At 45.3% G+C, this 12,946-nt stretch carries 13 protein-coding genes; 7 read left to right on the forward strand and 6 right to left on the reverse strand.

All coding sequences use genetic code 11. The features are described from left to right. Positions 1-34: 34 nt before the first annotated feature. Complete coding sequence (locus C7475_RS11200; protein WP_110053441.1) at positions 35-556, forward strand: AAA family ATPase; 522 nt, start codon at positions 35-37, stop codon at positions 554-556. A gap of 21 nt (positions 557-577) precedes the next feature. On the opposite strand, the gene mtgA is transcribed toward C7475_RS11200, so the two are convergent. Continuing rightward, the gene (gene mtgA, locus C7475_RS11205) at positions 578-1,291 is read right to left on the reverse strand and encodes a monofunctional biosynthetic peptidoglycan transglycosylase (protein ID WP_110053442.1); all 714 of its coding nucleotides are present in this window, start codon (positions 1,289-1,291) and stop codon (positions 578-580) included. 111 nt (positions 1,292-1,402) lie between these two features. Between mtgA and C7475_RS11210 the strand changes: the two genes are divergently transcribed. Further along, on the forward strand, positions 1,403-2,020 hold the full coding sequence (locus C7475_RS11210) for an L-threonylcarbamoyladenylate synthase (RefSeq protein WP_110053443.1): 618 nt from the start codon (positions 1,403-1,405) through the stop codon (positions 2,018-2,020). A 20-nt stretch (positions 2,021-2,040) separates the two neighbouring features. After that, on the forward strand, positions 2,041-2,388 hold the full coding sequence (locus C7475_RS11215; protein WP_146217523.1) for a hypothetical protein: 348 nt from the start codon (positions 2,041-2,043) through the stop codon (positions 2,386-2,388). Positions 2,389-2,956: 568 nt separating this feature from the next. Here C7475_RS11215 and C7475_RS11220 read toward each other — a convergent pair. From C7475_RS11220 to polA, 3 genes are all read right to left on the reverse strand, one after another. Next, positions 2,957-4,099, reverse strand: a complete 1,143-nt coding sequence (locus C7475_RS11220) for an aminopeptidase C (RefSeq protein ID WP_110054039.1) — start codon at positions 4,097-4,099, stop codon at positions 2,957-2,959. 174 nt (positions 4,100-4,273) lie between these two features. Then, positions 4,274-4,795 (reverse strand): GNAT family N-acetyltransferase, encoded by a 522-nt coding sequence (locus C7475_RS11225; RefSeq protein WP_110053445.1) that lies wholly within the window; start codon positions 4,793-4,795, stop codon positions 4,274-4,276. Positions 4,796-5,028: 233 nt separating this feature from the next. Further along, complete coding sequence (gene polA, locus C7475_RS11230; RefSeq protein WP_110053446.1) at positions 5,029-7,851, reverse strand: DNA polymerase I; 2,823 nt, start codon at positions 7,849-7,851, stop codon at positions 5,029-5,031. A 41-nt stretch (positions 7,852-7,892) separates the two neighbouring features. Between polA and C7475_RS11235 the strand changes: the two genes are divergently transcribed. Then, on the forward strand, positions 7,893-8,354 hold the full coding sequence (locus C7475_RS11235) for an arsenate reductase family protein (RefSeq protein ID WP_233259822.1): 462 nt from the start codon (positions 7,893-7,895) through the stop codon (positions 8,352-8,354). Between the two features lie 160 nt (positions 8,355-8,514). Here the strand turns inward: C7475_RS11235 and C7475_RS11240 are convergent, their stop codons facing one another. Further along, positions 8,515-9,615: a glycosyltransferase gene (locus C7475_RS11240; protein ID WP_110053447.1), complete on the reverse strand. Its 1,101-nt coding sequence runs from the start codon at positions 9,613-9,615 to the stop codon at positions 8,515-8,517. Positions 9,616-9,993: 378 nt separating this feature from the next. Between C7475_RS11240 and C7475_RS11245 the strand changes: the two genes are divergently transcribed. The 3 genes from C7475_RS11245 to C7475_RS11255 all read left to right on the forward strand — a co-directional run bounded on the left by C7475_RS11245 (position 9,994) and on the right by C7475_RS11255 (position 12,454). Further along, positions 9,994-10,242 carry a hypothetical protein gene (locus C7475_RS11245; RefSeq protein ID WP_110053448.1) on the forward strand — a complete coding sequence of 83 codons (249 nt, stop codon included), beginning with the start codon at positions 9,994-9,996 and terminating at the stop codon, positions 10,240-10,242. A 149-nt stretch (positions 10,243-10,391) separates the two neighbouring features. Then, positions 10,392-11,537 (forward strand): formimidoylglutamase, encoded by a 1,146-nt coding sequence (locus tag C7475_RS11250; RefSeq protein WP_110053449.1) that lies wholly within the window; start codon positions 10,392-10,394, stop codon positions 11,535-11,537. A gap of 17 nt (positions 11,538-11,554) precedes the next feature. After that, positions 11,555-12,454, forward strand: coding sequence for a YitT family protein (locus C7475_RS11255; RefSeq protein ID WP_233259823.1), 900 nt, complete (start codon positions 11,555-11,557; stop codon positions 12,452-12,454). 40 nt (positions 12,455-12,494) lie between these two features. Here C7475_RS11255 and C7475_RS11260 read toward each other — a convergent pair whose 3' ends face one another. Beyond that, positions 12,495-12,902: a lysozyme inhibitor LprI family protein gene (locus C7475_RS11260; protein ID WP_110053451.1), complete on the reverse strand. Its 408-nt coding sequence runs from the start codon at positions 12,900-12,902 to the stop codon at positions 12,495-12,497. Positions 12,903-12,946: the final 44 nt, after the last annotated feature.

Consider the following 12,946-nt stretch of genomic DNA (forward strand, 5'->3'; position numbering starts at 1 on the left):
CTAAGTAGATAAAGCAGGAAAAGTATATTAGTATATGTTGAAAGTAGTTGTTATAGGGCCGGAGTCAACCGGAAAGAGTACACTGAGTGAGCAGCTGGCAACACATTACCAAACGGTATGGGTACCCGAGTATGCACGTCAGTACCTGGAGGAGTTACCCCGGCCCTATGAACAACACGATCTGCTAACAATAGCGAAAGGTCAACTGGCATTAGAAGATGAGCAGGCAGCACGAGCCAACAAAGTGCTTATCTGCGATACAGACCTGCATGTGATCAATTTCTGGAGTGAGTTTAAATACAAGACCACTGACCCCTGGATAGTTGAGCAGATAAAAACCCGTCATTACGATCTGTATTTGCTCACTTATATTGACATTCCCTGGGAAGAAGATCCGCTGAGAGAATACCCTGACCCCAAGATGCGGGAATATTTTTATAGTGTTTACAAAGATCTCGTAACTGCATCAGGAACACCCTGGGTAGAGATCAAAGGAAGTTTTGAAGAAAGGAAATCATCGGCGGTAGCCGCTGTGGATAACCTGCTGAAAAAGTAAAAACAGGATAAGTCGTAACTATTATTTGCTGCTCACCAGTTCAGCGATATCCGGATCAGGCGCAATGAAACGCATCTGCTGCAATATTTTTCGCTGACGATAGGCTGTGACACGATAAGGAGGATTAACTGTATACTTTATAGGATTCGGAAGGCAGGCAGCGATCATGGCGGCTTGCTCACGATTCAGGCTCGCTGCACTTTTATGATAATATTGTTGTGCGGCAGCTTCAACCCCAAAGATGCCATCACCTGTCTGAGCGACGTTCAGATACATTTCCAGGATCCTTTCCTTCCCCCATATTTTTTCGATCATAAACGTAAAATAGACTTCCAGGCCTTTACGCATCCAGCTGCGTCCCTGCCATAAGAACACATTTTTGGCTACCTGCTGGCTGATGGTACTGGCCCCACGGATCTTCTTACTCTTCTGGTTATGCTTCATGGCCTTCTCAATAGACTTAAAATCAAAACCATTGTGATCAGGAAATAGCTGGTCCTCGCTAGCCAGTACGGCCAGCTTGGCATGTTGAGAGATCTCATTATAATCTGCCCAGCTTTTATGGAAATGTTTATCCGTTCCGATGAGACTAAACCAGGAGGAGATCATGGTAAGGGTGATCGGAGGATTGACCCATTTTAATATTATGATGTAAACGAATTGAGCAATGAATAGAATGAGTGCAATCTTTTTCAGCCGTCTCCAGGTTCTCGGAACAATCCCTTTTAAGTTCATCCAGATTGGTTTTGCAAATTGGCTGGAAAGATAGTAAGATTATTTAATGTGGAAAACGTGTTGGCCTGGAAATTGGGGCTGCTTCCCACAGGACTTTCGTAAATTTGTGATATGCTCTTAACCTTACATCCGGACAATCCGAACCCGCGACATTTGAAAACGATCGTAGAGTGTTTGAAAGATGGCGGCGTGATCATCTACCCTACCGATACCGTGTATGGTATGGGGTGTGACATCTGTCAGCACAAGGCGGTGGAAAAGATCTGTCAGATCAAGCATATTAACCCGGCCAAAGCGCAGTTCTCTTTTATCTGTTATGACCTCAGTCATTTGTCAGACTATGCAAAGAGTGTGGATACCCCCACTTTCCGTATGCTGAAGAAAGCGTTGCCGGGTCCATATACATTTATTCTGCCTGCCAGCCGGGCAGTACCCCGTATAATAAAGCAGAAAAAAGATACGGTAGGTATCCGTGTACCGGATAATAATATATGCAGGGCGATAGTTAAAGAACTGGGCAACCCGGTGATGAGTACCTCTCTTCCCGTTGACAAATACGTGGAGGAATACACGGACCCGGAGATCATACATGAGAAGTTTGGTAAGATCGTGGATATCGTTGTGGATGGAGGATTGGGAGGACTGACCTTTTCTACGGTCGTAGACTGTACCGGTGATGAGCCGGAACTGATCAGGGAAGGTGCAGGCAGTTGGGAAGCATTGGTTTAGAACTTTTAAATGAATTGATTATGAAGAAAATGGCGTCCATATTGGGATTACTGTTAATTACTTGCCTGACGCATCTATCTGCGCAGACGCGGATAGCGGTAGCGCCGCTTTATCCGTTGACTAAGTCAAGCAAGTTGTGGTTTACTGACAAAAAAGAGGTGGCGGCGCCGGCATATTTATCCTCTTTCCAGGTTACCGATAACCGTACCTTACCGGAGGCAAAACTGCCTCTTGCTGCGAATAGTTATTACCAGCAACATTTCGGTTTTTTCTGCAAAAAGGAGTGGAATTGGGAGAAGCAAACGCAGTTACCTGTGAAGGTACGATTGGGCAGTTACCAGGAGGCGCAGCGACTGGAGGGAAAGTGATCCCAATGTTCTACTATTCAATGCAGTAGTTGATTTTGCCGATTATTAATGACTTTGTCAACTAAATTGGTTGCTTCTGTCAATCAAATATTTGGCCGGTATACGCGCTCTTTTTTAAGTGCTAATACTCCAATTCTTCGTCTCTGCTTTGTACTCATTCCTGCGGATTTTCTGGCCTTAAAATAAGGTTCAAATTAGCACACAGCGTCTATTGTTTGATTTCGTCAAGTATGTGTTTGAGGCCTCTTTTTTTAAGTGTTTAAGGGTGAGGATACGATGATTTCAGGAAGGGAGTCGCGGGCCTTCGGCTCTTCGGGATACGCTTGATGCAGTCAAATAAATATTCCACAACTCATACGCTTGAAAAAGGTTAATAGCCATCCCACCGGAGAGGCGCCGATCGCGATCCCTTCCTGAAACCGAAGCAGTATGTCTATCTATCCGCACTACCCCCTTGAAAAGAGCATATCAATAAAGATCCGAGCATGACTTTCAGAGAATCTTGACGGGAATAAAAAACGGCTGCCACGAAAAACGAGACAGCCGCTAATATCAAGAGTAAAGAAAATTAAGATTGTTTGATCCCCAGCTTCTTCGCAATATCCGCAGGAATTGCTTTTTTGTTCAGCATAATGCTGGTGGTCTTGTAAGCGAAGAACGGTTCGGAAGCATAGAAATATCCGTTACCAGGATTGGCAGTACCCCAGGAGTTCTTCACACGGAAGAAAACTTTTCCGTTGGCATCTTTCGCCATCCCTACGATATGCATACCATGATCGTCCTGTGTTTCGTAGTTATCAAAAGCCTGCTGACGAAGTTCCGGAGTAATGGTTAATTCCTTTACCGGCTCAGTGAACGCTTTTCCTAATTGTTCAGGAGTCAGGCTGGCAACATCGGGAACGATAGCCAGACCTTGCGCGAAGTTGAAACCTTTTTCACTTACGTCAGAAGCCCATGCAATGGTATAACCATTCTGGATCGCATTTTCAGCAATAGTGGTCAGGTCGTTCAGAGGAACATTGTACATCTTGTCCCAGTTCCAGTTATCAGGAACTTCCAGTACGAACTGCTGGTAATATGGGTGGTGAGTGAAGGAGGTTACCATCACATAATCATCTGCATTGAGACCCAGTTCCTTTGCAAATGTTTGAGGAGTATAACTCTTGCCTTCGTACTCAAATTTTTCAGGAGCATCTCCGATGTAGGCGTTCAGTACACCATCAACGGCTTTGTTCCAGTTAGGATTGATGGTAGATTCGGTAGCACCGATCTTTTTAACCATACCATCCAGGATGGCGGTCATTTCAGCATGATTATATGTCTTTACACGTTTGCCATCATATACGCTTTGTGGAACGAGACCATATTCACGGAGGCAAAGCAGGTCGTCAGGGAATCCGCCGCCTTCACCGAAATTGGCCTTACCATGCATACGTACATAGTTAGAGGCTTTCAGTGGGTACATCTTTCTCACTACATACATCTCACTGAGGTTGATATTCTTACCCTTGCCTATACGCAGAGCTTCCGCCTGGAAGAAAGACAATCCGGAGAAAGACCAGCAGGTACCGGTGGCACCCTGGTTTTCCACATCCCCTGCATCGAGGTTCTTAATAACTGTGAATTTGTAGTTGCTTCCTTCTTTATTGGTTGTTTGTGCGATCGCCGCTGTTGAACAGAACACGGCAAGGCATAGCGCCCATTTCTTCATGGTGTTGATTTTGTTGACTTTTACAGATTGTTTTATAATATAACCGGCCGAATCTAAGTTAAAACCGCCATTTTCAAAGGAGAAAGAATGATGAGCGGGGATAACAATAGATTGCAGTAACAAGGAATACAAATATCCGGTTGCCCGATTGTGGAATTTATTGGAGGAACACTATTACTCAACGCTTTGAATAAGATATTCTTCCCGGGAGATTTCCCATCGCCACAGTTGTTCCGGGGCTTCTCCGACAAAGTGCATCCCGGATTTCTGCAGCACTTTTACAGCGGCATTATATTCTTCTTCTGTATGTGCGATGACTTTATTCACATACGAATGATTAAACGCAAAGCGTACCAGGGCTTGGGTCAACTCCGTGCCATATCCCTGCTCCCGGTAGTCGGAAGAGATCTCATACCCTATTTCAACAACACCGTGACGGTCGGGGCGGCCTTTAAAACCACCGGCGCCCATGAGACATTTGTCTTCCTGGTGTATTACCAGGTAAAAGAACCAGCCCAACATGGAAGGATCGTTACGGAGTTTGTCGTATGCTACGAGTATTACTTCTGGAAATTCTGTCCAGGATTCGGGGATATGGATGTCGAGCAGTTCACCCAATACCTCTTCCCCCTGTAACAGTGCTTCGAAGTACTGCAGGGTACATGGTAATAATTGAAGACGAGGTGTTAGGATCATAGGCGAAAGCTAGTAAACGATTTTGGAAAACGCAATAGGGAAAACAGGGTAAAAATTACTAATTATCAGCAGGAAATACAGGTACTGCGATAGCGTTTCGGGGCAGGTAAAATTCGGGGCGTAAGTGTTCGGATAAGGGACTTGTTAACAAAGGTCAGGGACCGGGAACAGCCAGACAATAATTGCTCATTGTATCGCTATTCCCGGTCCCTGATAATATAATGCAGATCGTTTTAATGGGCCTGCAGCCAGTTCTGGCCGATGCCTATTTCAACTTCAACAGGAACGGTCAGTGGTAAGGCGTTGCGCATACCTTCCTGTATCAGAGGTTTGATCAGTTCTACTTCATCTTTGTGCACGTCGAACACCAACTCATCATGTACCTGGAGGATCATGCGGGAGCGGAGGTTCTCCTTTTTCAGCGTTTTATGGATCGAGATCATGGCCAGCTTGATCATGTCGGCAGCTGTACCCTGTATTGGCATGTTGATGGCATTTCGTTCGGCATAACCCCTCACTACTGCGTTGGAGGAATTAATGTCTTTCAGCCAGCGTTTGCGGCCCAGTAAAGTCTCTACATAACCGTTGAGTTGTGCCGATTTTATCTGGTTGTCCATGTATTGTTTGATAGATGGATACTGCGCAAAGTAGTTATCTATCAGTGTTTTAGCCTCTCCTCTGGCGATGCCCAGGTTTTCAGACAGTCCGAAGGCGCTTACGCCATAGATAATACCGAAGTTCACGCTCTTGGCGTTACGGCGCATTTCTGCGGTTACGTCCGCGAGTTCCACACCGTATACTTTAGCGGCAGTGGCGGCGTGAATGTCCAATCCTTGACGGAATGCGTCAATCATGTGGACATCTTCGCTTATGGCGGCGATGATACGGAGCTCGATCTGTGAATAGTCGGCAGACATCAAGACATGTTCCTCATTTCTGGCTACGAAAGCCTTGCGCACCTCACGTCCTCTATCGGTACGGATAGGGATGTTCTGGAGGTTCGGGTTATTGGAACTGAGACGACCGGTTACTGCAACTGCCTGATTGTAAGATGTATGTACGCGGTTGGTCCGTTTGTTCAGCATCAGTGGCAGCGCATCCACGTAAGTGGATTTCAGTTTGCTCAACTCCCGGAATACCAGGATATCCTCTACGATCTGGTGTTTATTAGAGAGCTTCGCCAGCACATCTTCACCGGTAGCATACTGCCCTGTTCTGGTCTTTTTGGCTTTAGGATCGAGCATAAGCTTTTCAAACAGCACCTCACCCAGTTGTTTGGGGGATGCGAGGTTGAAGCGAACGCCGGCCTGTGAATAAACACTCTCTTCTGCACGTTTGATCTCTGTTTCGAGTTCACGGGAGTAGTCAGAAAGTGCCTGTATATCAATAGAAATGCCCTCGTATTCCATGTCGGTAAGTACCTTAACCAACGGATTCTCTACTTCATAGAACACCTTTTCCACAACCTTCTGTGGCAGCAATGGCGCAAATTTCTCTTTCAGCTGGAGGGTGATGTCGGCGTCTTCTACTGCGTATTCTTTAATCTTGTCGATCTCCACATCCCGCATGTTGCCCTGTCCTTTTCCTTTTTTGCCGATCAGGGTCTCGATAGACACAGGTTCGTATTGCAGGTATTGGGCGCTGAGCAGGTCCATCCCGCGCCGGCCTTCCGGTTCGATGAGATAGTGCGCGAGCATGGTATCGAAAACCGGTCCCTTTATTTCCACACCGTACCATTTCAACACGATCATATCATATTTGATATTCTGGCCGATGAAAAGAATATGGCTGGCATCGAACAGCGGCCGGAAGCTATCTACTATTGCCTGGGCTTGTGCTCTGTCGGCCGGTACCGGTATATACCAGCCCTCTCCTGCTTTAACAGAGAAGCTGATACCTACAAGATCAACAGCGTTGGCATCGGTACCGGTGGTTTCGGTATCGAAGGAGATCTCTTGTTGCTGTAACAGCGTCGCCAGGAGTTCGGCCCTTTTCTCAGGCGTATCCGCCAGCAGATAATTATGTGGAGTATTGTTGATATTCTTTTCGGCGATCAGGATGCTTGGGGCTGCTTCCTGGGGTTCTTCAGAAGGCGGAGGTACCGCGCCCTGGATCTCATTACCAAAAAGGTCCAGCTGTGCTTTGGCCGGAGCGGCTGGTTCGGTGGTGGTAGCAGTAGCAAAACCATCGCCCAGGATACGTTTTCCCAGGGTCTTGAATTCCAGTTCTGTGAAGACTTCCGCCAGTTGTTCCTTGTTGGGAGCTTTAATACAGAAATCGTCTTCCTGGAACGTAACCGGAACATCGGTGATAATAGTGGCCAGTTGCTTGGAGAGGATAGCGCTTTCTGCACCAGCTTTGATCTTTTCGGCCATCTTACCGCCGATCTTGTCTGCATTGGCAATTACTTCTTCCACAGAACCATACTGGGAAAGCAGCTTCATAGCCGTCTTCTCTCCTACGCCGGGGATACCGGGGATATTGTCTACGGCATCTCCCATCAGTCCCAGGATATCTATTACCTGGTGCACATCTGTGATCTGCCATTTTTCGCAAACTTCTTTAGGACCGAGGATCTCTTCTTTGTTACCCATGTAAGGAGGTTTGTAGATAAATACGTTCTCCTTTACCAGCTGGCCGTAGTCCTTATCCGGTGTTACCATGTAGACGCTATATCCGGCTTCTGCTGCCTGCCAGGCAAGTGTTCCGATCACATCATCCGCTTCATAACCATCCAGTTCCACGACAGGAATATTGAACCCGGTAATAATACGCTTGATATCGTCCAGGGAATCCAGGATATCTTCAGGAGCATCCATACGGTTCGCCTTATAATCGACAAAGGTGGTATGTCTTTCGGTAGGAGCATGCGTATCAAAGGCCACCGCTATGTGGGTAGGTTTTTCTTTATTGATAAGGTCCAGCAAGGTGGAGGTAAACCCGAACTGAGCGTTGGTGTTCCTTCCTGTGCTGGTGAGGCGTGGATTTCTGATCAATGCATAATAGGCTCGATAGATCAGCGCCATTGCATCCAGTAAAAACAATTTCTTTTGCATCCGCCAAAAGTAATTATGAATGATGAATTACGAATGAACAATTGAAGAATATCTCTCTGGATAAGATCGCTTTCTGCAGGAAGATGAACAAGGATATTTTGGAAGTTGCGTCTACCGGCGGATATTTGCGTGGAAAGTATAACGACATGAAGAAAATATATCATTTATCTACCTGTAGTACCTGCAAACGTATTCTGGAAGAGATCAAGGCGAAAGAGAACGGATTTGTACTGCAGGATATCAAGACTGAAAAGATCACGCCGGCACAACTGGAAGAGATGCATAAACTGGCTGGAAGTTATGAAGCGCTTTTTAGTCGCCGGTCAATGAAATACCGCCCAATGGGATTGCACGAAAAGCAACTTACGGAAAAGGACTATCATGACTTGATACTGGAGGAATACTCTTTCCTGAAAAGACCAGTGGCGATTGTCGGAAAGCAGATCTTTGTGGGAAGTGATAAGAAAACGGTGGAAGGCTTGCAGGCGGTAGCGGGGAAGTAAATTTAGTTCGACACTAAATGGCAAAAAAAAGGTAGCGAGAGCTACCGGGGTAGTCCTACTGCATAGACTAGCTATGTTCAGACTTAATACGAATATACAAAGGAACTTCACTTTACAGTAATTTCTCTTAAACGAAACTACTGTAAAGTGTTAAATATCATTAGTTTTTCAACTCCTCTACAAACTTCCTCACCACTCCCTTATACTGCTCCATATCCTGTTCATGTTCGAATGATTTGAACGCAAACTTCTCTGCAGCCTCCAGCGCGTCTTTCAGATTGAAAGTATGTTGTGGCACATTGTAGAAATAGCCCTTTTTCATCAGGAACTTGCCCAGGTACTCCTGTTCTGATTGTCCGGGAGTAGGGATCAGTATTGCCTTTTTATTCAGCTTCACCAGGTCCATCAGGGTGGTATAGCCGGAACGGCTTAACACCATTTTTGACGCCAGCATGGCTTCGTTAAGGTCTTTAGCGTTCATGTGGTTCACCTGTTGTACCCGGGGCGTGATCTGTTGCTTTTCCGGGGTACCTGGTTTACCGCTTACGATGAGGGCGCTGATAGGGAGTGCTTTGATCTGGTCAAGGATCATTTTCTCCAGATTGGAGCGTTGAGGCTCCGGACCGGATATAAGTACCAGCAGATCATATTGTTGTGCTACGTCAGACTTGTCTTCAAAACGGCTCAGACAGCCCAGGTAGGTTGTATTGGGAGGCAATACTGAAGGGTGTGCCAGTATGCCGGAAAGGTTATTGGCGTCAGCATAATCAGGAATCCAGCAGGCGCTGTACCGGCGGATATAGCGGTAATTGAGCGACTGAAGGAACTTTTCGGTGATGCCACCGAAAGGGGTCTTGATAAGTAGCTGGTGAGAGATGAAAACGGTAGGGATCTTACTATGATAAAGACCGAAACGGTTGTCTGAAATCACAGCGTCAATCTGATGTTCTTCTACCACTTTCTGGAGCCATTGTTGTTCGTACTTAATGGCATTCAATATTTTAGGTATCTGCTGGATGATCTTCCAACCAAACAGCCAGCCTTTCTGTGCGTACTGGATACGGTAGCCGGGCAGCGGTAAAAGGGTGAGGTCCGGGAATTCCTGCTGTAAAAGTGAAGCGTGTTTTCCCTCGGCTGCAATAACAACCTTACAGCCAGCGTTTAATAATTCATGGATGAGCGGGATGTCGCGGGTGGCATGTCCTAATCCCCAGTCGAGCGGGACTATCAGAACGGTTTTGCGCGTAGAAATTGTGGACAAATATTTGAAATTTTTACGAAATTAGCTTAATTTAGAAATGCGCACTGTTAAGAAAAGGTAAACTCTCGTACAGACGGGCATCAACAAAAGAGAACAGAACTTAAGAGTATGATAACAAGAAAATGGCTGACTATTTTTTTAGTGTGCAGTAGTCTAAGCATAATGAGTCAGGGTTGTAAGATTTTGAAGAAGAACGATTGTGGGTGCCCTACCATGAATAAAAAACGTATGCACTAATTGAAGTACTAGGTTTTTTAGCCGTTGAGTTCCCGAAAAGAAGGATAAACTTGTAACATCCAGTTGTTGAATACACGCCAAACGCTTACTCCTATATGAGAACGCCTTTAACAAATTTAAGGGAACAGTCAAATTATTCTAATGAAACAGGTAGAGAGGGATTTATTGATCTTACTGCATGAGGATCGATACAGCGAACAACAGATCCAGTATGCAGTAAAGCAGATTAGCGATATGCTTACAATGGTGGAAACCATGGAGTACCTATGTAACGTTATGGAAGTTGCTGATTGCAACAAGAATCGCATTACCAGCAAAAAATCTGTACTGCAGAAGGCATTTTCCAGGAAAGAGCATAAAGCATTTGAATTTATCGTTCACAAGAACTAGTTGTAATACTTCGCAGTTTATTCATGACCATATCTTGATCATGCGCCCCCTGATGCATGAAAGAAATATTAATCCGTAATTCATCTCCTTCTAAGACAACATATTTCACAATTGATTCGTAGGTTTGCCGGCAAACAAAAATAGTTGTGATGGCAGACTTTACTCTCCTGCATGATTACCTGCTCCCTGTTTCCAAAGCAAGTCTGAATGATGACGAGGAATATGATGAGTTCCAGATCGGAGGTATCGTAGATCTGTATGATGATGGACATACACCTAACCTCGACATCGCAGATATTATTCTACTGGGAGTAAATGAAGACCGTGGTTACGGCCCCGGTAAAAAAGGCCCCGATGCTGCAGACATCGTTAGAAGAGAATTCTACAGTTTATTTTACTGGCATAAGGATGTGAAGATCGCCGATATGGGCAATCTGCGTAAAGGTGTTTCCCTGGCAGATACTTATGCTGCTTTGAGAACAGTGCTGGCAGAACTGATCAATTCCAACAAGACCATTATCATCCTGGGAGGATCGCACGACCTTACCTATGCACAGTATAAAGCATACGCCACACAGAAATATGTAATTGAAGTTACTGTTGCAGATGCACTGATAGACCTCAAAGAAGAGTCGCCGATCCCTGCCGATAGTTTCCTGATGGATATGCTGACGGAACAGCCCAACTATATCCGTCATTATAATCATCTGGCATTCCAGAGCTACTTCGTACATCCCCGTATGTTAGAAACGCTGGACAAGCTCCGCTTTGATTGCTACCGGCTGGGTAAAGTGAGAGAGAACCTGGAAGATATAGAGCCTGTATTGAGGAACACTGATCTGTTAAGCCTGGATATTAATATCATCAAACATAATGATGCGCCGGCCAATACCCTCTCCCCTAATGGCATGGGCGGCGATGAAGCATGCGCCCTCTCCCGCTACGCCGGTATGAGCGGAAGGCTGAGTACCTATGGCATCTACGGCTACCGTCCCGAAAAAGATAAAGATTTCCTGACAGCCAGACAAATTGCACAAATGTTGTGGTATTTTGTGGATGGCTGCTCAGTTAAGAACAAGGAAGCACTGTTGAATGAACGGGATGCATTTTACGAATTCAATATTGTTTGTGCCGATCTCGATACAGTGTTCCTGAAAAGTAAAAAGACTGGCCGCTGGTGGATGCAGTTACCGGGAAAGGGAAAAGACTTTGTGCCCTGTACGTACAATGATTACGTTACAGCGAGCAACAATGAGATCCCTGAAAGATGGCTCAGACACCAGGAAAGAATGTAAGCCTATAGTACTAGCATATGTCAATGTCACAGTCACGGAAGAAAACACGTGCCCGGATCGGCTTTATCCAGAATATACAGGATATAGTGCTGATCGTTGCGGGCGTTTTATTGGCAGCCTTAGGGTTGAAAGGTTTTTTGTTGCCGAATGGTTTCCTGGATGGCGGCGTTACAGGTATCTCTCTGTTGGTTAACCGGCTTACAGGCTGGTCTATTTCCGTGCTGCTGATCGTTATTAATATTCCGTTTATTTTACTGGCATACAAGCAGTTGTCTTTCAGTTTTACAGTGAAGGCGCTTTGCGCTATTCTGGGCCTGGCAGCTGCATTAGTATTTATTGAGGTGCCTACGATCACCAGCGACAGATTACTGATCGCTGTTTTCGGAGGATTATTCCTGGGCGCGGGTATCGGACTTTCTGTAAGAGGAGGCGCTGTATTAGACGGCACAGAAGTGCTGGCGCTTTACATTAACCGGAAGACAGTGTTGTCTATGGGTGAAGTGATCATGTATTTCAATATTGTGATCTTTAGCATTGCAGCTGTACTTATCAATATTGAAACGGCCCTTTATGCAATGCTGACATACCTGTCTGCTTCTAAAACGGTGGATTTTGTAATACAGGGTTTTGAAGAGTACATCGCACTGACTATTATCTCTAACGAAAGTGAACTGATAAGAAAAACGCTGACGCTCTCTTTAAGGAAAGGCGTGACGGTTTTCAAAGGACAAAGCGGATTTGGCAAGCGGGGCTCGGTAGATAAGGATATTGATATCATCTATACAGTCGTTACCCGCCTGGAAGTCCACAAGATCATCGATGAAATAGAGAAAATAGATGGAAAGGCCTTCATCGTGCAACATAATATCAACGATACTAAAGGCGGTATGATCAAACGCCGCGTCACACATCAATAATCTCTGCGACAAAAGTATGCCGTATGACATACTCCGGTTATCAGGATTGCTTCTTCAATAATTCTATCACACGTGTTTTCAGGAACGCCGCTTTGTTGTCTGTCACGATCATATCGTCATCGAGACCGGCTAATGTTTGCGGCCTTTTCTTTTCTACACGAAGATCAATTTCTTTAAAATAGGTTTGTCTCTTTTCCTCCCACTGTGTTTGCGAGATCTGTAAGGTAGTACGGCGATTGTTGTCGAGATTATCATACAGCTGACGATACACGGTTGTCAACAGGCTGTCCATTTGAGTATAATACTGAAGGGCACAGTTATATTGACTTTTACCTTCTGCAAGGCAATGCTGATAACGTTTTTCAAGTGAATCAACGTCGGCTTTATTGGTTTGTGCGAAAACATTCATGCATATGCACAATGGTAAACATAGGATAAAACGTTTCATAGGATTGAACAATTAGGGTCGCAAATATAGTGAAATAATAATAT

Source organism: Chitinophaga sp. S165, from assembly GCF_003182155.1.
GTDB lineage: Bacteria > Bacteroidota > Bacteroidia > Chitinophagales > Chitinophagaceae > Chitinophaga.

What these genes read in the sequence shown, in the direction of transcription:
- polA (WP_110053446.1), bottom strand. Translation starts at nt 7,851, where the DNA reads ATGCAAAAGAAATTGTTTTTACTGGATGCAATGGCGCTGATCTATCGA.
- C7475_RS11260 (WP_110053451.1), bottom strand. Translation starts at nt 12,902, where the DNA reads ATGAAACGTTTTATCCTATGTTTACCATTGTGCATATGCATGAATGTT.
- C7475_RS11200 (WP_110053441.1), top strand. Translation starts at nt 35, where the DNA reads ATGTTGAAAGTAGTTGTTATAGGGCCGGAGTCAACCGGAAAGAGTACA.
- C7475_RS11250 (WP_110053449.1), top strand. Translation starts at nt 10,392, where the DNA reads ATGGCAGACTTTACTCTCCTGCATGATTACCTGCTCCCTGTTTCCAAA.
- C7475_RS11255 (WP_233259823.1), top strand. Translation starts at nt 11,555, where the DNA reads ATGTCAATGTCACAGTCACGGAAGAAAACACGTGCCCGGATCGGCTTT.
- C7475_RS11225 (WP_110053445.1), bottom strand. Translation starts at nt 4,795, where the DNA reads ATGATCCTAACACCTCGTCTTCAATTATTACCATGTACCCTGCAGTAC.
- C7475_RS11220 (WP_110054039.1), bottom strand. Translation starts at nt 4,099, where the DNA reads ATGAAGAAATGGGCGCTATGCCTTGCCGTGTTCTGTTCAACAGCGGCG.
- C7475_RS11215 (WP_146217523.1), top strand. Translation starts at nt 2,041, where the DNA reads ATGAAGAAAATGGCGTCCATATTGGGATTACTGTTAATTACTTGCCTG.
- mtgA (WP_110053442.1), bottom strand. Translation starts at nt 1,291, where the DNA reads ATGAACTTAAAAGGGATTGTTCCGAGAACCTGGAGACGGCTGAAAAAG.
- C7475_RS11210 (WP_110053443.1), top strand. Translation starts at nt 1,403, where the DNA reads ATGCTCTTAACCTTACATCCGGACAATCCGAACCCGCGACATTTGAAA.
- C7475_RS11245 (WP_110053448.1), top strand. Translation starts at nt 9,994, where the DNA reads ATGAAACAGGTAGAGAGGGATTTATTGATCTTACTGCATGAGGATCGA.